Source organism: Halorubrum hochsteinianum, assembly GCF_023702125.1.
GTDB lineage: Archaea > Halobacteriota > Halobacteria > Halobacteriales > Haloferacaceae > Halorubrum > Halorubrum hochsteinianum.
Genome location: NZ_CP098416.1, coordinates 36,851 through 57,101, shown reverse-complemented (window position 1 = coordinate 57,101; position 20,251 = coordinate 36,851). Strand labels below are relative to the sequence as shown.

Below are 20,251 nucleotides of genomic sequence, written 5' to 3'. Positions count from 1 at the left end.
ATCACCGCCGACGCCTGTGCGCCGGCACCCATCGCCGGCGCAGAAACAACCTCTCCTGGATCGAGTGGAGTCGCTGGAATCTCGACGAAGGGTTGTCACTGGATAACTTAAACCTGGTTAAAAATGGATTCCGAAATTCGCAAGACTGCAGTCGGGTGGGATCCTTGCTCGGAAACTGATGCTGTTCCAGCCCAAAGGTATGCGTATGTCATCGGAGTCTGAGAGGAGCTCACCACTCCCCGATCCAGATGAGATTGCCAGGCGGGCCGAACGGCAGCGTAGTCTGTACGAGGAGGCCGCCGAGAATCCAGACCGGGTGGTGCCAGCGATGTTCATCGAGGACTGCGCCCGGTGCGAAGCGCTCGCCGATAAGCGGCGTCGTGAGGGCTTCTATAAACACTTCTATCGGACACTCCCCGATCGAGAGACGGCGAAGCTGTCCAGCGACGATCTCCCTGAGGAGATTCAGTCTGCTGCGCCCGTCCATCGTGCAATCGATGATACGACTCTCGAGGACGAGAGCGCTGACGTGGCCTCCGTCTCGGAGCTGTGGGAGCAGATCGGTACTGGTGAGCACCCAGGCAAGCTGTGTCAAGCTCCGCTAGTCCACTACATCGACCGTGAGGACTGCTATATCCACGCAGAACCAACGCGGGTCGGCTTCAGCTATGGTCTCCCCGTGTTCGTGTACAAACGCCGGCAATCGGACAACCACTACGGAGTCTTCTTCTCCAGTGAGAAGGCGTATCTGTGGCTCTGTGGGTGGATTCTGCACGCCAACGGATTCTTCGACCCGAAAGAGTTCATCCCATCACTCTACTTCTTGAAGGCCTCGGACCCATCCACAGTTGCTCCTGAGTTGGTGTCCAAAACAGAAGATCTCGTGTTTCGTAACGGATTCCCCGGCGTAGACGCGCCCGAAATCACAGACCTGCCGGACGGGGTCAATCTCTACCAATTCCCGTACAGCAAGGACACGTATGCGGATCAGTTTGCTCGATGGCGCCGTCTCTACTTCGGCGAGCGAACCCCTCGTGGATGCGGAGACTGCGACGTGTGTCGGACGTAAATTCACCGCCTTAATGCGTGCTCTACGCCAGGTGCGACACCTCTGATGGTTCCTCGACGTCGTCGAACTCGCCGCGCTCGACGGGCTCCCAATCCTCACCTGGCTCCGGACTCCACCAGTCGACCTCGTAGGCGCCCGGTGCGCCGAGGATCTTCACGCGGGCCGACCCATCAGGCAGGTCGCGGCGCAGTTTCTCGTCGACGTGAAGGTTCCAGGTCGTGGTAGAATCGAAGCAGGCGAGAACGGCCTCCTCGTAGCCGCGTGTCTCGCGGGATTCTTGGAGTTCGACCTGGGTGTTGCAGTTCTTGCAGAACACCCCCTCGAAGGGGATGTGAGTGAAGACCTCCTGCCCGCAGACGGGGCACCAGAGGAACTCGAACAGTGCCTCGCTGTGTCGGTCTAGTACTTCGAGGGTCATTGGTTGACTAACCCGGTCGTCCCGGGCCACCACTTCGTGCCCGGCCGAAAAACAGCGTCCAATGCTCACTCACTCACCGTTCGGCGCCGTAGACGATGCGTGAGGGTGCTTCGTACCCACAGTCGGGGCAGTCATACCACCGCTGGACTTTCGCCCCGTCTGCCGCCTTCTCGCCGACGCGAACGTCGACGTTCGGACACTCCGGGCAGTTGAGGTCCGGTGCGGGCCGCTCTCGGAGTTCGTCACGGAACGACGTCGCATCCTTCGTCTCGTATCCCCGCGACCAGACCGGGTAGCCGTCGACGAGGATTGCTCCGCGCCACTTGTACCGGTAGGAATCCGGGGCTCGATGCAGGACGGCTCGCGCACCGGTCTCGGTGTTCCGATAGGCAAGCGTCGGCGAGCGGCTCTCGCGTCGCCAGTTGGTGATCCTGGGCATTATTCAGAAGTGGACGTCAGCGGGTACGATCCAGAGCTCTTCACTCTCCTCGAGGAGTCGATCCAGCTGTCCACGGTGACGAATGCCGGTTCCGTGTTCGGTGTACAGGAAGATCGTCGGGCCATCGTACGCACCGACCTTGTGGAAGGCGTGCCGGGCGAGGTCCTCGTCGCGCATGATCTCCTCGTCGGAGAGCTCGTCGATGGCCTCCTTCACCCGGTCGAGATTACGCTCGAATTCCTCCTTCGTCGCCTCCCAGCCATGCTCGAGCAGGTCTTCGCCGTCTTCAGAGTCGACGGGGGCTGCAGTCGGGAGCTCACCCCATCGCGCCTTCCCCGCAACGGACGTGTCCTCCTCGTCGAAGGTCACAAAATAGTCGAATATTGCGCAGGAATGCGGCTCAGCGCCAACCAATCGATTGAACACCGTTTTCCCCGCAGTCAATGCTTCGTTTTCCGTCGATGCCTCTACGAGGGCGTAGATGACCATATGCATCTGAACCACTCCAACGCCCGTCGGTACGGTCACCGACGCGCGCCACCTTCTCGCTGGCGCGCACAGACAGCTACCGGAGAAGACGATGATTCAAAGTAGCTCTTGCAATAGGTTTCACATTCTGCACCAGTGGGGTGGATTCATTCAGTACTGGGGAGGTAGGAATCGCTCAGTAGAGCTCAGAAATGTGGGGATCTACCGGGATTACGGTCGATGAGTATTGGCTACCCAATTATTTATCGTACGATGCGGTGACGTTGTCCGCGGAGAATCAGTATTGCACCAGCAATTCCGAGCAGCCACTGGAGGACGACGACTGTGAGGCTCCGCTCTGTCCCCCCATGATCCTGAACCACAGTTGGATAGACGACGTAGTAGCTGTCGTCGGCCTGGACGAGTTCGTGAGCGCCGGAGAGTTCGTCGGACGTCTCGTAGGCGCCTGTTTCGATAGCGGTTCGGACGCCTTTGTCAGTTCGTTCTAAGGGAGTTGCGATATATTTGAGTGCTTCCTCCTGTGAGACGGCCTCAAGTCCGTACCAGACAGTCCCGTTGGCCCGCTCCTCGCTTACGGGCTGGAAGAATCCTTCCTCCCAGATGTGAACATAGCTGTATTCGTTGTGGATGAACAGCTCCGTGGGGCCATCGTACGTGATACCTCCGTTGGTGTGGATGGCTCGCTCAAGCACACAGGAACGACTCGGTTCGTCACCAAAGCACGCCACCTCGGAGTCGAGAGCAACGGGGTTGGTCGAGAACGTGTAGGTACCGTTCGCGGAGAACGAGACTTCGCTGGCCTCGTATCGATATCGGTCTGGGTCACCGATGTCAAACGCGCCCACGATGAGCGGGTTCAGAAGCAAGATGAAGCCGACGACGATTGCGGCTTCACCGCGGTATTGGGTGACGGAGGACCAATCCATATGAAAAACCTGTTCGACACATAACTGAAAAGCCTACGGATGAAGCGGCTACCTCTAGGGTCGTCTTCGAATGTATGTGTCACCAGTATCGCTTCGAAATCCAACTCGCAGTCATCAACTACCTCACCCTACTTCGCTCGGTCTGACGACCTCGCTCATGGAGAGTGGGGTTTGTCGGTGGATTTCCCTTCTGCCGCTGCAGGGCCGGTGTCGTGAAACTCACCGTTTAGGTTCAAAAACCCCGACGCTAGAGCCAGTTGATAGGTGGCTCCTCCACCCGAAAACTTCTGCCCCGGGTGGAGACGCTTGGCGAGTTTGCGAGCTATGTTCTTGCTCGCATTATAGTCGGCGTTGAGTTCGTACCCGCACTTTTGGCACTCAAACTCGTGTTTCGACGGTCTATTTTCCTCTAATGTACAGCCACACTTCGAACACCGCTGGCTTGTGTAGGCAGGACTCACCTGCTCGACAGTCACACCCTCGGCTTCGCCTTTGTACTCTACATACTGGTAGAGCTGGCGGAACGCCCATGCGTGGAACCGCTTCGCGTGGGCCATCCGGTCGCGGATCCCTGTTAAATTCTCGAACGCGACGTGAGTCGCGTCTACTCGACGGGCTTCGCAGAGAATCTCATTTGCCACGTTGTGGAGTACGTCTTGTATCCAGCGGTGTTCGCGGTCGTTCATCTGCTGGATAGTTAGATGAGCTGACCGTGTGCCTGTCTCTTGGAGGTTGCCACGGGTTTTCTCGAACTCGCGCCGACGGTGATTGAGGTAATCCGCTGACTCGATGAACTCGCCCGTACTGGTGACAGCGAAGGAGCCATCAACGTTCAAATCCACGCCGAGAACTGTTGGGTTCTCGTTGTGCGTGTCCGAATTCGAACGCGTGTCTTCGCCATCTTCGGTGGCGCGTTTCATACGGGCGTGGAGGTAGAACTCGTCCTCGAAGCGGTCGTACTGAAGCGTGGATATTCGGAACTCGAAGTCCTCGTTCAGCAAGTAGTCCCCAATCGGTGTCCCGGCTGTTTCATCGGGCAGCACGTAGTCACATTCGACCCGTCCATTCACGGTTGAGAGGGAGACGTGGTCACGATGGAAGGTGGCACTCCGCTTGTCGTAGACGACACTCCATGCATCGAAGTGCGGTTGGCTGGTTCGGTCGCCTCTCTTCCACGCTTCGACTCCGCTTTTGACCGCCTCGATAGCACGGCGAACCCCTTTCTGGACGAGGTTAGCCGTAAGGTCGGTTTCTTCGCGCAGGCGATCGTAGAGGGCCCCTTCGGCTTTAGCCTTGCTTGTGACGCAGTATTCGGTTGCTGAGGTACGCCACGCCCACTTGCTGGTTTGGTTGGCGCAGTAACGGAACTGATCGGCAGTCTGATGGAGGTCGTCCCGTCGTGGGTTGGGCACGTCAAGTTTGATTTTGACGGTACGGATGATCTCCATCGTCATTTTCAGGTATTAACGGTTTTATTTATAAATATCTGGACTCTGTGTGGGTCAAGTGGCTACAGCTTCGAATTAGTGGAACTAGGCCGTCCTCTGAGGTCATCGAATCACGAGCCTATGGTGGGGCTCACCCATTCCGGCCCCTGAAAAACAGCAGTTGGCTTCGAGTAACCTGCTCACCGATGGATATCCAAAACCCCTATGGGTTCTGTATCCGACGTTTCGGTCAGATGCCCTCCATATCGCGCCGTGAATACCTTGCAATCTCAGCCACGACAGTTCTCGCGGCAACTGCCGGCTGCCAGACCAATTCGTGTACTCCGACAGATCCTGGCGTCGCGCAGTGGCCACAGACACGTGCCTCTCCGCACAATACGAACGCCGTCCCCGAGCAGCCGACGCTCACGGCTGGCGGTGATTATTGGACGAGTTCCCTCGCGGACGATATCGATATCACCGGACTCGTTGCCACAAATGATACGGCTGTCGTCGTCGGTCGCACGTCCGGCGAGCACAATGGTATCCTAACCACCGTACAACTCGATGATGGGTCCTCCGATACGACCCACGAACTCAATCGGCGTCCAACTGGGCCGCCAGCCCTCGCGGATTCGATCGCTGTCACGCCCGTACTTGGCGACTATACCGAGCCATCGACCGGCGGGCTCGTCGCACTCGACACCGATAGCTGGACGACCACCTGGACACACGATACGGTTGGCAGACCCAATCCGCCGACCGTCGCTGACGACCTCCTCGTCGCCACGAGCGACCGAGGCGATGTAACCGCTCTTGAAGCGTCCACCGGCGACACGCGGTGGACGCGATCGTTCGGCGACGATCACCAACGTGCAAGCATCCCGGCACCGCCGGCCATCGACAATGACTCTGTGTACATCACGGCAGATGGCTCTGCCGCCCAAGGAATCTACGCGCTAGACCGCGAGACGGGTGAAACAAAGTGGGAAATTCCTGGGCCAAATATCCCGGAACCGCTCGTCCGCACGGAGGATGTGGTCCTCGCGAGCTACGACCGTTACGAACTCGTGGCGTTCGATGCCACCAGTGGAGACCGGCAGTGGTCAAAAGCGATGTACGATGGTCGTCTGTTCTCACCAACGATCGGACATAGCCGCGTTTTCAGCGCGGACAAGAAAACCGTGTATGGGCTGGCCGTTGAGAGTGGAGACGTCCAGTGGGAACAAGCCCTCGATGTCACAGGTTCTCCAATCGTCGTTGGGGAGTCAGTCGTCGTTCCGACGACTGACCGGACTGTCGGTCTGAGCATTGAGGACGGGAGCGAGTTGTGGACTCTGTCTGAAACATCTGCAACAGGATGTGTTCCTGTCAGTCGTGGTCTGATTTACACGTCTGGGGATTCGGTCACGCTGCGAACGAACTGTGAATGATTCACTGACAGCGATCGATAGTAGTGCCATCCTCAAATACACCGATTGCTGACATGATCTCGTCGGCAGAGGCACCGGATCGATTGGGTCTGCCGTATCTCCGTCTCAGACATCAAACTGAACTGCCTTCTTCGTCTTCTTAGTCATACTCGAAGGTACCTGAATTCGATGCGGTAACGGTCTCCCCAAACGTTCCTGATTCGGTTGCCTGAACCGAGAACGAACACTGTAACGTTGACGGGAGGGCTTGCGCGTCTCGAATGGCGAACGGGAATTCGATCGTCCCATCGATATCAAGCTCATCCATCTCCATCACGAACTGGCGGTGTGTCGTCCCATTCTGGAGTCGCTGAAAGTAGGTGTTGAAGCTGTCACTCCGCACTGGTGGGCTGACCAGGTAGGTGATCTGCCCGTGCTGGTCGAAATAGGTGTTTGGAGTGGCGAACGTCGTCGTGAACTGATCCAGCTTGTAGGACGATGACGGATCGATACTTGCGTTGAAGGTGAACCATCGTGACGGTATCGATCCCTCCGAGTCGAATTGTGGTTTCCTACAGATTTCGACGTACCCGATGCTCTCAGCGTCGGATTGGCTCGGGAAATCCCACGACAGTTCGTCTGCCGAGTTTTCGTGAACGACGGTATCAAGCGTCCGTGACCCAGTTCCAGGCAGTCCACTACACCCAGCAAGAGCGGCGGTAGCAACCACTCCTCCGGCAGCAAGGACCTGCCGACGTGTTCGGTTCCCGTGATCGTTCTGTGGAGGATGCGGGGACTCAGGCATTCATAGCGAATTGGAAAACACCTCAATTAGTGTCTTTGGTCTTACTGTTCCACCCGAATAACTTGCGATGGCTGTTTCAGAGGGTTCGACCAAGGTACAATCCGAATCGTACTGTTCAGCCCTCTAGGAGTGGTTCAGGCTCGCCTTCTCGAAGGGTGACTCTCCGGTCGGAATGAGCAGCTCCTGTCGGTCTCCGACTCGCTCGGCCAGCTTCCGTTTCAGGTACTGTCTCGCCGTCGACGGCGTGAAGACGCCCTTGTCGAGCATATCGCCGACGACGTCTTTGAGGGCTGCGAACTGGCCCTGCAGGTGGCCGTCGCCGACCGGCTCGCCGTCGTACCAGCGCACCGTCGCGAGCGCGCCGTTCCCGACCGTCTCTCCCTGTTCGACTGTCTCCGAGTCGTACTGGAGCCCGAACCACAGCGTCCGATAGGCGGTCACCTCGAACGTCGTCGACACCACGAAGAACGCCTCGTGGTGGAGGTAGTCGAGATGGTCAGCGACGATCTCGTCGAGGGTGAGCCCGGTGGCGCGGGGCTTCGGCTTGACGACCGTCGATGGTCGATTCTCGCCGGCGAGGTAGCCGTCGACGGCATCTGCTTCGAGGCCATCAGCTAGTTCCGCCAGCAACTGTTTCGCCCACTTGGAGTCGGTGTCGTCGCCACCGAACGGCGATTCAGCCGAAATTCGGCGCTTGAGCTTGAGGTTTGCTGCACCCCAATGGCTGTAGTGGAGCGTGTACTGTCCGTCTGTCCGTTCGTACGCAACAAGTGCGCGGTGACCCATTGACCAATCACCTCGCAGGGCGCCCCACGACTGGATTGCCCCGCACCCCTCCCGGGGGACGAACAACGCTACTCGTCGATCGGGTCGGGGGAACTGAGGTCTGCGTGAAGGACCTTACCGTCGCGAACGACGTACCGTTTCGCCAGCACGGGGAAGCGACACTTGGTAAACCCCGCTGTCTGGATATCGAGTTCCTCGTCATCTTCGAGGTGGTCGGCGAGTTCTCGCAGGAATTCGTGGGTCACGATCCCGCCTTCGTAGTCCGGCAGGCCGTTCTCCCGCGCCTCGTACACCTCGAAATCGTCGTGTCCCCAGATGGTAAGTTCACCGTCCTCGGTGACTTCCCAGTCGAGCGTCCCGAAGCAGTAGCTCTCGCAGAGCTCGCGGACTGCCTGCGGATCCGATACGATCGCGCCAGTCGACGTCGTCGCAGCTTGCAGTGTCGCCATGTCTGGAGTTCACGGGGTCGCCCCCGCATTCCTGTCGGGGGCGATAAACCGACGCGAGAGTTGCCTCCCTGGTCGTGGCCGGGGACTCCAGTTAGGAATCTGCGTGGGCGTCCGCCCCGGCTCCGTCGCTCGGCCGCGTGAGAAGGCTCACCTCTTCCAGGAGGTCTCTCGCGGTCTCGACTCGCTCTCGATCCGCGTCGTCCAATCGGTCGACGTCGAGTCGGTTGAGATTGCTGAGTATCCGATGCATCCGGTAGCCTTGTTTGAACTCTTGCTCCATCGGAAGCGCCTCACCGCTCGCCGGCGCGGAAAGACTCCCCATCGAGACTGGCGTCGGACTTGCAGGAGATTACGCTCTTAGCAGTAGTCAAAGCACTCTTTCTTCATTCTAAAACCGGACTGGAACGTCTGGAAAATAGGTGTGCGTAGTTTACATGGAGCACTCTATCATACCGGCCGATGGGAGATCAGCTCTCACAGGCCTTGCAGTCGAGGATGTCTCGGCTGAACTTCTGTGCGGCGTTCACGCTGTGTTGGTAGTAGAGACTCTTCACCCCTTTCTTCCAAGCCTCGATGTAGAGCTGGTTGATCTCCTTGACGCTCACTTCGCTCGGATCGATCGAGACGTTCAGGCTCTGTGCCTGATCGATGTGTTTCTGCCGCTGCGCTGCCTGGTTGATGATTGCCATCTGTGGGATCTCGGCGAAGGTTTTGAACACCTCCTTCTCCTCGTCGGTCAGGCAGTCGAGGTGTTGTACGCTCCCGTCGTTCTGTGCGATGCTGTCCCAGACCTCGCGCTCGTCTCTGCCTCGCTCTTTCAATATCGTCTCAAGGAACCGGTTCTTCTGCGTCGATTTCAGCTTCGCACCGTCGCGGACGAAGTAGTTCGATTTCAGCGGTTCGATGCTCGGACTGACCTGCCCCAGGATGACACTGCTGGATTTCGTCGGGGCCACGCTCATCGTCGTCGCGTTCCGACGACCGTAGCCCTCGAGCACCTCCGGCTCCCCGAACTCGTCGGCGAGACGACGACTTTCCTCGTAACTTCGCTCCTTGATCGTGCGGAAGATTGCCTCGTTTTTCTCCATCGCCTCCATGCTGTCGAACGGAATCATCTTGCTCTGGAGGTAGCTGTGCCAGCCGAGGACGCCGATGCCGATCGCCCTGTGCCGTTTCGCAAACCGTACTGGGCGTTCCATGAACTGCGTCCCCTCCGCCTCTTGGATGAACTCCTCCATGACGGCGTCGAGGAACCGCGTCAGCGTCTCTACTGCGTCGGTATCCTTCCACTCGTCGTAGTGGAGCGCGTTCATCGACGAGAGACAACAGACGAAACTCTCGTCCGGCGTGGCTGGCAGCGCGATCTCGGTACACAGGTTGGAGCCGTTGATCTCGTAGCCCCTGTCCTTGTAGACCTGTGGCTTCCCGTCGTTCATGTTGTCCCGGAAGATGATATACGGGACACCGATGTTAATCCGCGTTTCTATGATCTCTGCCCACGTCTCTCGCTTCTCCTCGTCACCGTCGACCATCGCCCGGAACCAATCGTCACCGATGATGACGCCGTAGTAGATGTCCTGTACTGGGTCGCCCTCAGTCTTGATGTTGAGCCACTCGTCTAGGTCGTCGTGTTCAACGTCGATGTACCCCGCGAACTGACCGCGCCGCGTCTCGCCCTGGCTGACGACGTTGATGATCGTGTCGAATAGCTCGGTGAAGCTGTAGCTCCCGTTGCTCTTGCCGTTGTTCGTGATCGGGCTGCCTCGGGGGCGGATCTCGCCGAAGTATCCGCTGGTCCCGCCGCCTAGCTTGGTCATCTCGCCCACTTCGGCCTGCGTGTAGAGGATGCTCTCCATGTTGTCCTCCATGTAACTGCCGAAGCAGCTGATGGGCAGGCCTCGGTCCAGACCGAAGTTCGACCACACTGGACTCGCGAGGCTGTAGAAGCCCCGACTCATGTAGTCGTAGAACTTGTCCGCGAAGCCGTCGTCGTCCAGAATCTCTTCGGCCCGCTCCGCGATCTCCCTGACCCGCTCCTCGGCCGTGACGCCCTCGATCAGGTACCCGTCGTCGAGGAACGCCCGGCTGTCCTCGTTCAGCCAGTAAAACGGTTCCTCGTGCTGCTGATTGACCTCGTCGAGTGCTGGTTCTGTTTGTGCCATCGTTAGAACATGTCCTCCGCGGTGACGCTCTGTGCGTGTTTGTTGTACGTGGTCGACCGCTTGCTGAAGAAGTCGTTATCCTTTGTCATCATGATGTCCTCGTCGAACCACCGTGTCTCCTCGAGCAGGTCATCATCCGGGTCAAATATCGGCTCGACACCGACGTTTTCGAGGCTCTGATTGAACCGGTCCCGCAGGAACGCGTCGACGTGCGCCCGGGGAAGGAACTCCAGTTCGCCCTCATCGAAGATCCAGTCCAGTATCTTCATCTCTGCCTCGAACGCCTGCTGACTGGCCGCTTGGATCTCCTCCTCGAACTCCTCGTCGAAGAGGTCCGGATTCTCCTCCCGAATCGTCTCCACGAGTTCGACACCGAACAGTCCGTGAATCTGCTCCTCCTTGCTGGTCGCTTCGACGGCGTTCGCGATCCCCTTGAATTTCTTTTCGTGTTTGTCGAAGCTCGTCATAATGAGGAACTGCGAGAACAACGAGACGTGCTCGACGAACGTGGAGAACAGCAGGAGACTCATCACGTACTCCTGTTTGTCGTCGCTCTCGCTCTTCTCGAGGTACTCGTCGAGGTAGTCGATCCGCTTCTCGATTGCGGGGACGTCAGTCACCTCCTCGAAGTCCTCCGTGATCCCCAAGATATCGAGTAGGTGACTGTACGCGTCCATGTGTCTGACCTCGCTCTCCGCGAAGGTCATACCGACGTTCCCGATCTCCGCTTTGGGCATCTCGTCGTAGATGTCTGCCCAGAAGGTCTTGACCTGGACCTCGATTTGCGCGATAGCCAGCATCGTCCGTTTGATGACGGTTTTCTCGGCTGGAGTCGTGTTGACCTTGAAGTCTTGAACGTCTCCTGAGAAGTTGAACTCCGTGTGAACCCAGTAGCTGTTCCGTATCGCGTCTTTGTACTCGAGGACGTCGGGGTATTCGTACGGTTTGAGCTGCGTTCGTTCGGAGAAAATGTCGGTCTCCGGATCTCCGCCTTTGGTTTTGTTTTCAGTCATTGGCACGTACCCCGGAGGAATCGTTCTCTGTTGGTTGGTTTCTGTTTCCGTCGTTCTCTGTACGTCTGGACGTGGGTCATGCTCGCCCGGTCAAGGATTGACCGAACATTTGTTTGAGCTGCGTATGTTTGTGTCATAGTGAGCTGTTCGAGGCTTCGAAGTCATCGAGTTCTGCATCCAAGACTGCGTCAAGTTCTCTCAGGAATTCCTGCGGCTCAGAGAATGCTTTGTAAACGGAGACAAATCGAATGTAGGCTACCTTATCGAGCGTACGGAGGTTCTCAGAGACGAGTTCGCCGATGAGACTCGAAGAGACGATACGTGCCTCTCGACCTTGCAGTTCGCTCTCGATATCGTCGACGAGAGCAGTCACTGTTGTCTCGGCCACCTCGCGCTTCTCAACGGCTCGCTCGATTCCTGCGCGGAGTTTCTGTCGGTCGAACGATTCGATGGTTCCGTCGCGTTTTTTCACCTGGAGTGACTCCCACTCCGGACGTTCGTAGGTCGTAAAGCGGAACGAACAGCGTTGACATTCGCGGCGCCGTCGGACGGAGGTTCCGTCGGCACTGGTCCCTGTATCGATGACGCGTGTTCGCTCGTTCCCGCAGTCCGGGCAGTTCATAGTTGTCACTACTTAATCCTCCAGGGTCTTAACCCCAGATGTGGGACCTCTCGATTTCGACCGCAATATCTGGTGGTGAGGACTGTCACATAAAACTTACTCAATTGAATTGATGTAGTACAACTAAACTTGAATAGTGGGCGCGGAAAATCGGGATCATCTGCATTGAGTGACCCAGTCTCAACTACTGCTCTCCATCCCCTCACGTAGCGATTAGTATTCTATCCGTAGTTACCGATTTTACACTAATTAGCGGCTGCGAGTCTGAACAAGGAAATCGTACTACCTATTACTGTTAACCAACGAAACCCGGAGCCACCTGTGGAGATGTTGGTTAATCGACGCCCAACTCTGGCGCTACTCGAGACTGGGGCCGTAGCGAGCTGAGCCACACACCCGACACTCCCAGATCGGTTGCCCCGTCCACGCTTCATCCGGGACCGACTCGTGGGTCGTGAACCGATGGTCGGTCGCTCGTCCACAGGTTTGACAGTCGAGTTCCTGAGTCGTCGGTACCGACCACTCCTGCTGATCAGCCCCAGCTTCGCCAGCGGATTCGGTCAGCGCTATCGCTGGAACCAGCCATACCGCGTTGTCGGCGTCGTCGAGGACCGCGTCGAGACGCGACGCGTTGCGGATGCCGTCCCCACGCTGGTCGTAGAGCCGCGTCGGGCCCTGCTCCGGATCCTCCGACGCTTCCTGCCCGTGCCACCCAGTCCGGTCACGGGCGGCACTGAGAAGCCGCTCTCCCTCCGCTGACGCCACCTGTACCGCGTCGGGAAGTGAGGGCCATTGTTCGGCCAGCTGGCGCGCCGGTGCCTCGTTGAGGTCGTAGAGGAGTGTGTAGTCGTCGACGGCCGGCTCCGTCTCGTTGGCGGAGAGGAGGTTCGCCGCGGCGCCGCCCTTCGCCACGGCGCCGTAGAACGTCGTCGACTCGACGACCAGGTGGACGATGCCGAGGCACGTCGTCAACGCTGCCTCGTTCGTGCTAGTGGCGTCACCTCCGAGATGGTTAGAGAGACAGAACCCGCATTTCGTCTGGCCGTCTGGGACTGACGCCCCACAGGACCGGCATTCGCCGTCGGTAGTCGTCGGCGCATCAGGGTAGCCACCAGCGCTCGTCGCGACACGTTGCCGTCGGGGGTCACCTTCACACCCGTCGTCCAGCCTCGTGTCCGGAATGTGGGATGCCTCGCCGGTCGGCCGCAGTTCCTCAAAGTCGGAGTAACGACCGTTCATAGCGGAGTCTACAGAGAACATGGCTCGTCTTCGTGTTTAAATCGTAGCGTGGATAGAACGATGTGCAGTACAGACGGAGAGACAGTGATCGCCTCAGGCGACCTGTTCCTCCAACGTATCCCGGTGCGCCCGAACAGTCGCCTTCGAGGCGTTCGCCACGTCCGCGGCCTCGGATTGCGTCAGCCATCGCCCCTCTTCGCGACCGGCCTTGTAGAGGCAGGCCGCGGCGAACCCGGCCGGATGAACGCCCGTCGTGACGCCGCGCTCCTCGGCCTGTTCCGCGAGGGCTCGGGCCCGCTGTCGGATTTCGTTCGGACACTTGAGGTCCGAGGCGAGTCGCGGCACGAACATGCTGGGGGAGACGGGCTCAGCGGGGAGGCCCAGCTCTTCGTTCAGCGTTTTGTACGCGTTCGTGACCCGTGACTCTGCGACGCGGGCCATCTCGCTGACGTCGTCCACCAACCGCGAGAGGCCGTTGCACCGACATGCCCCGTAGACGCTGGCCGCGGCGATGGCCTCGATGGATCTGCCACGAAGCAGATCCTCGTTCTGGGCGCTCCGGAAGAGCTGACACGCCTGGTCGCGGACCGAATTGGAGAGTTCGAGGGCACTCGCCAACCGACGCACTTCGCCCAGTCCGTGTGCGAGATTCCGTTCCGCTTTCGACCGCCAGCGACCACGGGTCTGCTCACGGCGCATCCGCGCGAGTCGCTGTCGCTTCTGCCCCGAGAGTTCGTTCCCCTTCGCGTCGGTACCGCGACCGATCTCCGTCGACAGGCCGCGATCGTGGCGGGCCGCAGTGAGTGGAGCGCCCGTTCGTTCGCACTCCTCGTCGTCGTACGCCCGCCACTCCGGCCCGTGATCGATACGCTGTTCGTTGATGACCAGGCCACAGTCCTCGCAGACCGTTTCGACCGCGTTCGTGGTGACCCGGCCGTCGCACTCAGGACACTGGTTCGCACTCGATTCCGTTCGGACGTCTTCGTCGAATCCGCTCTCGTAGATGTCTCTGGTTGCCATCGTTCTCACCGTGTTCAGGGAACCCGCCAGTACAGCGAGCCCCTCGCCCATTGAGGGGCCGATAGAAACGGATGGTATCGGTACTCCAGTCAACTAGAACACAATCCAGCTGATGTTCTACATATAATGGTAGTAATGGATGTCCAGACTGGTGTTTTGAGCTTCAGCTTCAGCCAGAATGTTCCCAACGGCATCTGAGATTCCGATTGTAACCGGAAGCTTCGTGCAGAAATCCGAAGTGTTCCAGTCCAGTTTCGTGAACGCCAGCATTTCTCGGCACAGCTTCTGTGGCGATGAGTCACTGACCTCTGGATCCGGCTTGACCACGATCGGCTCCGGGATGTTCGAGGCCGGATACGTCGACAAAGCCGGGATGTACCCCTTCGTGTACAGGTAGTGCTCCTCGTTGTTCGGTGCGGAGACCATCGTGCCTCGAAGCGCCGGATAAATCCCGGAACTCAAGGCCCGGACTGGGTGCCGTTCTCGGACCGTGACGAAGTCCATCAACTCGATGTTCCCGGCACCTTTGATGAAGCCCTCTCGCTCCTCTTCCCAGAACTCCGACCGCTTGTGAAGCACCAGTCGTCGCGGCTCAGTCTTTTTGTGGCTACGGTAGTGCCTGAGAATCTTCTTTACCAGTTGCTTGGCGTCGTCTTCTGCGAGGTGGTTGTTCCCTGGGCCGTGCTTCTCTCCTTCGACGGGGTCGCCTCGAAGGATGAAGTTCTCCCCTGTCTCCAGGAAGACTTGGGCCATAGCTGTCCGTGTCCGGGATTGGTCTCCGCCTCGCTCTTTGTAGAAGGATATCCCGGCGAAGCACGTTCCGTCCTCCAGCTCGGTTAGTTTCCAGGGATGGCCGCGTTGCGCCTTGTACAGTGTTCCAACCGCGATGTTCCATGCGATCTCGGACTTGTCCTGGACGCCCTCACCGCGGAGGGTCTTCGGCTGCATCAGCTGCGTCGGCAACCCGACTTCCATCCCTAGCAGCTTGATCCGGTTGTGGAAGTCGCTGGTCTCTGACTGCATCCGGGCATGGTCCTGGTGGGATGGAGTGCATGCGTCCCACATCGCTTCTGGAATCGCGATGAACACGACGTCAGGCGGCGTTTCCTTGGCGTACAGGACTTCAAGGTTGATCTTGATGATCTCGACCGCTTCTTCCAACCGGTCTTTCCGGCTGCGGATTTGTTTCAGGTCCCGGATCTCGCCTCGAGTAATCGTCTGCCGCCACCGCTTCTGCGTGTTGAACGTGAAGTTCAGCGGTGACCGTTCGCCGAGGCCGGGGAACGGTGGTTTCCACCGCTTCGACTTGTCCTCGTCGGCGGTGATCGCCAGCTCCATGTCCTTGAACAGTTTCTCGAGGCCGCCGAGAGACCGGCCAGACCCGATGTATCCGACGTTGATTACCTGGTGTTCGGATTTGCCGGATGGAGTTCTTGGTCCGTATTTCATCAATCCGACTCGGGGGTCGATGGAGTCCTCGCCGTCAGCGAACATCAAGCCGGGTTCGTCGAGGACTTCGGCGGTGAACTCGTTCATTGGAAATCTCCTAACCACTTGTTCTGCATGGTGCCGTCCCGTTCGTCGGTGTCTTTGGGCGGCCTTTTGTTGACTTCGAGCATCACGGGTTCTGTCCCGATGTCCAGATCTTCCTGTTTGGGGTCGCCGTAGTCCAGGATTTTCCACCAGTGGTTGATCCGACTCCGTGTTTTCCGGTTGTTCCCGTGTCGGCTGGGGCTGAACCTGTCGTGTAACGGTTTGGCTTGTTCCCCGGTGATCCGGTTTTCTTTCCCGTTGGTGGTGAACAGGATAGCTGGTTTCAGGGTGAGGAAGTACTGACCTGGGTATTCGAGGATGCCGATACGGAGTGAGTGGTGGCGGAAGAAGGGTGATTCGGCCTCATCGTAGTGTTTTGTGACCTGTCGCCCCTCTTCTTTCCGGACCTCCGCTTCGGGGTCTTCGTGTGGGAAGTACAGGTGGTAGTCGCTACGGTAGTTTATCGCGATGCAGCCACGGTCTTCACCCTTGGAGAGGACAACGGCCCGAATCAGCCGTTTCCCAATATCGGCGTTCCCTTGGTCGGCTTCTACCCACGACCGGAACCCGGTCTCCTCGACCGTGTCCGGGTCAATGAACTGTTTGACCGCTCTCGGCATTTCCTCCGGCGGCAACAGGCTATACACCTTGTTCGACTTGAACCACGTCGGCACCGTGAATGGGCGTAGCTTGAATGCTACCTCTTGTGTCGCGCCCTCCACCTGGTCTCCGATGTACAGAGTTTCAGGGTACTCTGTTATCTCGACGAGGTTGGTGGTCAGCTCTGACCTGTCGGTGATGGGTTCGGCTTCACGCTGGAAGAAGTCGGGTTTGAACCGGTCGTCTTTCTCGAACTCCTCGATCTTCATCAAGAGCGAGTCGTAGTCGGCCTGGTAGACGTGGGTGTCACTCAGGAACTCCTCGAAATCGTCCATCGAATAGCTCTTAATCTTCCTTTGATGCTCGTCCGAGAGTTTGTCGTTCTCGCAGACCCGGTCGTAGAACTCCTGGATTGCCTCGTCGGTCTGCTTGGTGACATCGAAGATCTTCTGCCACTCTTTGAAGTTCTCGAGGTTCCGCCCGAAGATGGCCACGTCGAACCGTTTCTCAGGAGACCGGTCCATGTAGTGGAGGAAGTACTTCCCCATCTCCTCGAGGAATTTCTTCCCGTGACGGCGCTGGTCTGTCCACTTGAGCTCGACCCAGACCTCTCGGTCACCCCTGATCTCTGGGAGTTCATATTTCTGGTCGACAAGCCCGCCATGGGTGGGCGATGTTTCCGTGATGTAGTATCCCATCGCCTCCATGTACTCCTGGACCTTGTCACCGTAGATCTCCGAGTTTTTAGCGAGGGCCTCGCGTTCGCCTAGGAGGTTGGTGAGGGCCACGTTATGCCGAACCTCACAATGGAGTACCTAAATCATTTCGTCGCAGTGAACGGTCCGGGTTCAGGCCGAGAATTGGATGCCTGGCCACGGTTTTGGGAGTTCCTGATTCAGATTCACTGTTTTCAATACAGTAATTAGAGGTGGTGCTGTTAGCCTCGAATAAGTATGACCTCTACACTGAGCGTAGGGGAGGTAACGGCCCTTCTCTTGGACGAGAGATTCTACTCGAACCCGTTACGCCCCAAAACCTTCTATAAACTACTCTACTTCGCAGACAAGGAACTCAACGACGTCGGATTGGACACGGATATCCAGCACTTCTGGTACAAGTTCGGAACCATGGCGAAGACCGGTGGATCCCCAGTCACGGTAGACTGGAGTGACGATAGCCGAGAAGTCCGTTGTAGCCTTTCAGCTTCTCAGCTCAGCCTCCCCAGGGAGGAAGAGACAAAGGCTCGACTCGCACTCTCTCGAGCACTCAACCGTCTGTACGAACAAAATACGGAGGGGCTGACCGATGACATGTACGAGGACGCGCCTTACGATGTTCAACGCCACTACCGACGACTCGACAAACAGCTCAGTAACGCTATTGACGACAAACCAGATTACCCCGAAGTAGACTCCAGCAGGGAAGCAGTCATCAACACGGTCTTCGATATCATCGATACCTTCCCAGTCGACGACTACCCGTGGCTGGAGCAGGACCTGGATCTCTGGTACTCGGTTGTAAGTGCTGAACTTGATGCCGAAGAGTACCGGCCGCAGAAGGCCCTGAAGGTCTCTGAATTGTTCTGGACCATCTTCTGCATCGACCTCGCCCAACGCGAAAACACCGGGTTGACCCCCGAAGAGATCGCCGAGGAACTAGACACGCAGGACCTCGAAGGCCGACAAGAGGATATCCGGAAGGAACTCGAACTGATAGAGCGAGAACGCTCCCGGCTACACACAGACCTGGAAGAGAACCAAGTAGTGTCCGAAGCCGCTGACGGAGTTGCGATCGCACTCCTCGGTCTCTCACCCGCCCCCTAACCAACCCCCTCCATGACCCGGTACTTCGTAGACACCAACTGCCTGCTCGGACTCACCTTCATCAATGACCGGTGGTACCCTGACGCCAAACGATTGTTCGACACCGATAACACGATCTACACCGGGAAGAACGCCGTCTACGAGTACTGCTCCAGCACCGAGGACAACAGTCGGCGTTCCGCCGACATCCGGTTAGACCGGAACGAAGGCCTGTACGGGGAGAAACGGGCGAAGCTCCGGTTGAAACTGAGGCAGTTCGGGAAGATGCTGCAAACCTACAGTGACGACGAGCTCGATATTGAGACGGTGATGGACGAGTACGTCGAGCGGTTCGACATGAAGGAGTCAGAGGAGAAGGAGGTGCGGCCTCGGCTCCAGAAGTACTTTGAGTGGTACTTCGAGAAGGAGGGCGAGCTCACTCGGCGGACAGCTCGGGAAGCTGCTCGGAAGCTGAAGGACGTCTTGATGGAGCGGTCGATCAAGCACAAGGACCAGATCGAGGCCCGTGTCTATCTGGAACCGATGCGAGACCGCGAGTATCCCGACGTTGAGAAGCGGTTGAAGGAATGGCCGGTCCATATGAAGAACAATGCGGATATCGCGCTGATCTGTGACGCCGTGTTCCTGAAGGAGGAAATCGGTATCAGCCACTTCGTGACCGGCGACTTCACGGACATCTACTCGAATCAGGACTGGATCCATGAGAACCTCGGGTTCAGCGTGCTGTACTTGCTGGAGACGTTCGCGGGTGAGGAAACACCGACCGCCTCAATAGACTTGGACAATTAGAGTTGTACATAAGTCGAATCCTATGATGTCAATTTAACATCGAGTTCTCTAGGTCGTGGCTGCGCGCGCAGCGAAGCGAGCACGGAGCGGAGGGTGGGGAGGTGGGGCCTGGGTCGGTCCGGCACACAGCAAAAAAGAAGGTTGTCTCAACTGGCTACTCTTCCCACCACCGGCCGCGCTCTGGGAACTCGATCCTGCTCCAGCCCGTGATGGCGAGACTGCACCGTCCTTGGTACCAATTTTTCTTGACCGCTCTGAACCGGACTGTCTGCCCTTCTCGAACCACCGTCTTCTTGCTCTTCTCCCAGATCGTGAATTTCGTACGCCCGCTTTCGTCTTCGATGAGTCCGACTTGGGCGATTGCTGGGGAACTAGGATCCCAGAGTTCGCTCACTGTGCCTTCGACCGTCACCTCACCGACTGGGACGTCCGGCACGTCCGCGATGGGCACGATCGCCCCCGGCGCCGCCTTCAGCTCTTCGAGGGTCTCCAGCACCGCCTTCGTGACGTCCCGCCCGCGCTGCACCTTCTCAGCCAGCTGCTTCGCGACGACCGCTCTCGACCAGCCGCCCTTCACTTCGTCGCTGATCCGCATCGCCTGCTCGTTGACCGCCGCGAGTTCCTCTTGCGTCAGCTTCTCTCGGGGATCCGTGCGCTCCGCCGGCGCCGGCTCGTCGCGACCACACTGCTCGCTGACGACCTCTCGCGTGCGCTGCTCGCGACCGTCCTGCGTTCCCAGCTCGGCCTGGGCACTGATGCGCTCCAGTTCGGCTTCCCGCGCCCGAATGCGCTCTTCCTGTTCGAGGGTGACACCGTGAATCTGATCCTGGCTCGTGTCCGCGATCCCGTCCGGGTGGTTTGCATCCACCTTCGCCTGCGTCTCCTGCTCGACCGCCGCCTCGAACTCCGGCGTCTCGTCGACGACTGGGAAGCCGTCTTCATCGACCGCCTGACCGCCCGCTTTCTCGAATGCCTGTTCATCGACCGAAACGACCTTTCCGCTAGCGTTGTTACTAGACATTGGAATCACTCACAAGGTGATTTCCGACGAAGGCGCTCACGCGCCGACACCGCGATGCTACTACATCGCGGTTTTCCGACGACAACGACCGACAGAACCATCTGCGCGCTCTCGCTCGCGCCTTCGCGAGCGCCCTACCGGGCGCGAGCGAGAGCGCGCCTGCATGAGGTGGCCTCATCCAGCACCGCGCGCCGACCCGCCCGGAGCGA

The 20,251-nt window shown here is 58.4% G+C and carries 21 protein-coding genes; 4 read left to right on the top strand and 17 right to left on the bottom strand.

Annotated elements, in window-relative coordinates; translation table 11 throughout:
• The first annotated feature begins 205 nt into the window (after nucleotides 1-205).
• The gene (locus NAF06_RS15250) at nucleotides 206-1,069 is read left to right on the top strand and encodes a RecQ family zinc-binding domain-containing protein (RefSeq protein ID WP_239638677.1); all 864 of its coding nucleotides are present in this window, start codon (nucleotides 206-208) and stop codon (nucleotides 1,067-1,069) included.
• Between the two features lie 22 nt (nucleotides 1,070-1,091).
• Here the strand turns inward: NAF06_RS15250 and NAF06_RS15245 are convergent, their stop codons facing one another.
• The 5 genes from NAF06_RS15245 to NAF06_RS15225 form a co-directional block, all read right to left on the bottom strand.
• Nucleotides 1,092-1,487, bottom strand: a complete 396-nt coding sequence (locus tag NAF06_RS15245; protein ID WP_008580583.1) for a DUF7567 family protein — start codon at nucleotides 1,485-1,487, stop codon at nucleotides 1,092-1,094.
• Nucleotides 1,488-1,560: 73 nt separating this feature from the next.
• Nucleotides 1,561-1,926 (bottom strand): DUF7568 family protein, encoded by a 366-nt coding sequence (locus tag NAF06_RS15240; protein WP_008580580.1) that lies wholly within the window; start codon nucleotides 1,924-1,926, stop codon nucleotides 1,561-1,563.
• 3 nt (nucleotides 1,927-1,929) lie between these two features.
• The gene (locus NAF06_RS15235) at nucleotides 1,930-2,421 is read right to left on the bottom strand and encodes a DUF7995 family protein (protein ID WP_008580578.1); all 492 of its coding nucleotides are present in this window, start codon (nucleotides 2,419-2,421) and stop codon (nucleotides 1,930-1,932) included.
• A gap of 236 nt (nucleotides 2,422-2,657) precedes the next feature.
• Complete coding sequence (locus NAF06_RS15230) at nucleotides 2,658-3,341, bottom strand: DUF8127 domain-containing protein (RefSeq protein WP_008580576.1); 684 nt, start codon at nucleotides 3,339-3,341, stop codon at nucleotides 2,658-2,660.
• A gap of 155 nt (nucleotides 3,342-3,496) precedes the next feature.
• Nucleotides 3,497-4,795, bottom strand: a complete 1,299-nt coding sequence (locus NAF06_RS15225; RefSeq protein ID WP_008580574.1) for an RNA-guided endonuclease InsQ/TnpB family protein — start codon at nucleotides 4,793-4,795, stop codon at nucleotides 3,497-3,499.
• A gap of 227 nt (nucleotides 4,796-5,022) precedes the next feature.
• Here NAF06_RS15225 and NAF06_RS15220 point away from each other — a divergent pair, with 227 nt between their 5' ends.
• The gene (locus NAF06_RS15220) at nucleotides 5,023-6,201 is read left to right on the top strand and encodes an outer membrane protein assembly factor BamB family protein (protein ID WP_008580572.1); all 1,179 of its coding nucleotides are present in this window, start codon (nucleotides 5,023-5,025) and stop codon (nucleotides 6,199-6,201) included.
• 139 nt (nucleotides 6,202-6,340) lie between these two features.
• On the opposite strand, the gene NAF06_RS15215 is transcribed toward NAF06_RS15220, so the two are convergent.
• The 11 genes from NAF06_RS15215 to NAF06_RS15165 all read right to left on the bottom strand — a co-directional run bounded on the left by NAF06_RS15215 (nucleotide 6,341) and on the right by NAF06_RS15165 (nucleotide 17,197).
• Entirely contained in the window at nucleotides 6,341-6,985 is a 645-nt protein-coding gene (locus NAF06_RS15215; RefSeq protein WP_239638676.1) for a hypothetical protein, read from the bottom strand.
• Between the two features lie 123 nt (nucleotides 6,986-7,108).
• Nucleotides 7,109-7,771: a DUF6735 family protein gene (locus tag NAF06_RS15210; protein WP_008580568.1), complete on the bottom strand. Its 663-nt coding sequence runs from the start codon at nucleotides 7,769-7,771 to the stop codon at nucleotides 7,109-7,111.
• Nucleotides 7,772-7,839: 68 nt separating this feature from the next.
• Nucleotides 7,840-8,220 (bottom strand): hypothetical protein, encoded by a 381-nt coding sequence (locus NAF06_RS15205; protein WP_008580566.1) that lies wholly within the window; start codon nucleotides 8,218-8,220, stop codon nucleotides 7,840-7,842.
• Nucleotides 8,221-8,311: 91 nt separating this feature from the next.
• Nucleotides 8,312-8,500: a DUF8012 family protein gene (locus NAF06_RS15200; protein WP_006183366.1), complete on the bottom strand. Its 189-nt coding sequence runs from the start codon at nucleotides 8,498-8,500 to the stop codon at nucleotides 8,312-8,314.
• 187 nt (nucleotides 8,501-8,687) lie between these two features.
• Entirely contained in the window at nucleotides 8,688-10,382 is a 1,695-nt protein-coding gene (locus NAF06_RS15195) for a ribonucleoside-diphosphate reductase subunit alpha (protein ID WP_008580562.1), read from the bottom strand.
• Nucleotides 10,383-10,384: 2 nt separating this feature from the next.
• Nucleotides 10,385-11,395, bottom strand: a complete 1,011-nt coding sequence (locus NAF06_RS15190; RefSeq protein ID WP_008580560.1) for a ribonucleotide-diphosphate reductase subunit beta — start codon at nucleotides 11,393-11,395, stop codon at nucleotides 10,385-10,387.
• Between the two features lie 133 nt (nucleotides 11,396-11,528).
• Nucleotides 11,529-12,017 (bottom strand): transcriptional regulator NrdR, encoded by a 489-nt coding sequence (gene nrdR, locus NAF06_RS15185; protein ID WP_008580558.1) that lies wholly within the window; start codon nucleotides 12,015-12,017, stop codon nucleotides 11,529-11,531.
• 357 nt (nucleotides 12,018-12,374) lie between these two features.
• A complete protein-coding gene (locus tag NAF06_RS15180) occupies nucleotides 12,375-13,256 on the bottom strand; it encodes a biosurfactant protein 1 (RefSeq protein ID WP_080507123.1) in 882 nt (293 codons plus the stop codon).
• 93 nt (nucleotides 13,257-13,349) lie between these two features.
• Entirely contained in the window at nucleotides 13,350-14,276 is a 927-nt protein-coding gene (locus NAF06_RS15175; RefSeq protein ID WP_008580553.1) for a transcription initiation factor IIB, read from the bottom strand.
• A gap of 117 nt (nucleotides 14,277-14,393) precedes the next feature.
• Nucleotides 14,394-15,812, bottom strand: coding sequence for an argonaute/piwi family protein (locus NAF06_RS15170; RefSeq protein ID WP_008580551.1), 1,419 nt, complete (start codon nucleotides 15,810-15,812; stop codon nucleotides 14,394-14,396).
• Nucleotides 15,809-17,197 (bottom strand): hypothetical protein, encoded by a 1,389-nt coding sequence (locus tag NAF06_RS15165; RefSeq protein WP_008580549.1) that lies wholly within the window; start codon nucleotides 17,195-17,197, stop codon nucleotides 15,809-15,811. The genes NAF06_RS15170 and NAF06_RS15165 overlap by 4 nt, the downstream gene beginning before the upstream one ends.
• 165 nt (nucleotides 17,198-17,362) lie before the next feature.
• Here NAF06_RS15165 and NAF06_RS15160 point away from each other — a divergent pair, with 165 nt between their 5' ends.
• Both NAF06_RS15160 and NAF06_RS15155 read left to right on the top strand, forming a co-directional pair.
• Entirely contained in the window at nucleotides 17,363-18,232 is an 870-nt protein-coding gene (locus NAF06_RS15160) for a hypothetical protein (protein ID WP_008580547.1), read from the top strand.
• A 12-nt stretch (nucleotides 18,233-18,244) separates the two neighbouring features.
• Nucleotides 18,245-19,021, top strand: coding sequence for a hypothetical protein (locus tag NAF06_RS15155; protein ID WP_008580544.1), 777 nt, complete (start codon nucleotides 18,245-18,247; stop codon nucleotides 19,019-19,021).
• A 154-nt stretch (nucleotides 19,022-19,175) separates the two neighbouring features.
• Here the strand turns inward: NAF06_RS15155 and NAF06_RS15150 are convergent, their stop codons facing one another.
• On the bottom strand, nucleotides 19,176-20,042 hold the full coding sequence (locus tag NAF06_RS15150; protein WP_049908469.1) for a DNA-binding protein: 867 nt from the start codon (nucleotides 20,040-20,042) through the stop codon (nucleotides 19,176-19,178).
• Nucleotides 20,043-20,251: the final 209 nt, after the last annotated feature.

What these genes read in the sequence shown, in the direction of transcription:
- NAF06_RS15250 (WP_239638677.1), top strand. Translation starts at nt 206, where the DNA reads ATGTCATCGGAGTCTGAGAGGAGCTCACCACTCCCCGATCCAGATGAG.
- NAF06_RS15245 (WP_008580583.1), bottom strand. Translation starts at nt 1,487, where the DNA reads ATGACCCTCGAAGTACTAGACCGACACAGCGAGGCACTGTTCGAGTTC.
- NAF06_RS15240 (WP_008580580.1), bottom strand. Translation starts at nt 1,926, where the DNA reads ATGCCCAGGATCACCAACTGGCGACGCGAGAGCCGCTCGCCGACGCTT.
- NAF06_RS15235 (WP_008580578.1), bottom strand. Translation starts at nt 2,421, where the DNA reads ATGCATATGGTCATCTACGCCCTCGTAGAGGCATCGACGGAAAACGAA.
- NAF06_RS15230 (WP_008580576.1), bottom strand. Translation starts at nt 3,341, where the DNA reads ATGGATTGGTCCTCCGTCACCCAATACCGCGGTGAAGCCGCAATCGTC.
- NAF06_RS15225 (WP_008580574.1), bottom strand. Translation starts at nt 4,795, where the DNA reads ATGACGATGGAGATCATCCGTACCGTCAAAATCAAACTTGACGTGCCC.
- NAF06_RS15220 (WP_008580572.1), top strand. Translation starts at nt 5,023, where the DNA reads ATGCCCTCCATATCGCGCCGTGAATACCTTGCAATCTCAGCCACGACA.
- NAF06_RS15215 (WP_239638676.1), bottom strand. Translation starts at nt 6,985, where the DNA reads ATGCCTGAGTCCCCGCATCCTCCACAGAACGATCACGGGAACCGAACA.
- NAF06_RS15210 (WP_008580568.1), bottom strand. Translation starts at nt 7,771, where the DNA reads ATGGGTCACCGCGCACTTGTTGCGTACGAACGGACAGACGGACAGTAC.
- NAF06_RS15205 (WP_008580566.1), bottom strand. Translation starts at nt 8,220, where the DNA reads ATGGCGACACTGCAAGCTGCGACGACGTCGACTGGCGCGATCGTATCG.
- NAF06_RS15200 (WP_006183366.1), bottom strand. Translation starts at nt 8,500, where the DNA reads ATGGAGCAAGAGTTCAAACAAGGCTACCGGATGCATCGGATACTCAGC.
- NAF06_RS15195 (WP_008580562.1), bottom strand. Translation starts at nt 10,382, where the DNA reads ATGGCACAAACAGAACCAGCACTCGACGAGGTCAATCAGCAGCACGAG.
- NAF06_RS15190 (WP_008580560.1), bottom strand. Translation starts at nt 11,395, where the DNA reads ATGACTGAAAACAAAACCAAAGGCGGAGATCCGGAGACCGACATTTTC.
- nrdR (WP_008580558.1), bottom strand. Translation starts at nt 12,017, where the DNA reads ATGAACTGCCCGGACTGCGGGAACGAGCGAACACGCGTCATCGATACA.
- NAF06_RS15180 (WP_080507123.1), bottom strand. Translation starts at nt 13,256, where the DNA reads ATGAACGGTCGTTACTCCGACTTTGAGGAACTGCGGCCGACCGGCGAG.
- NAF06_RS15175 (WP_008580553.1), bottom strand. Translation starts at nt 14,276, where the DNA reads ATGGCAACCAGAGACATCTACGAGAGCGGATTCGACGAAGACGTCCGA.
- NAF06_RS15170 (WP_008580551.1), bottom strand. Translation starts at nt 15,812, where the DNA reads ATGAACGAGTTCACCGCCGAAGTCCTCGACGAACCCGGCTTGATGTTC.
- NAF06_RS15160 (WP_008580547.1), top strand. Translation starts at nt 17,363, where the DNA reads ATGACCTCTACACTGAGCGTAGGGGAGGTAACGGCCCTTCTCTTGGAC.
- NAF06_RS15155 (WP_008580544.1), top strand. Translation starts at nt 18,245, where the DNA reads ATGACCCGGTACTTCGTAGACACCAACTGCCTGCTCGGACTCACCTTC.
- NAF06_RS15150 (WP_049908469.1), bottom strand. Translation starts at nt 20,042, where the DNA reads ATGTCTAGTAACAACGCTAGCGGAAAGGTCGTTTCGGTCGATGAACAG.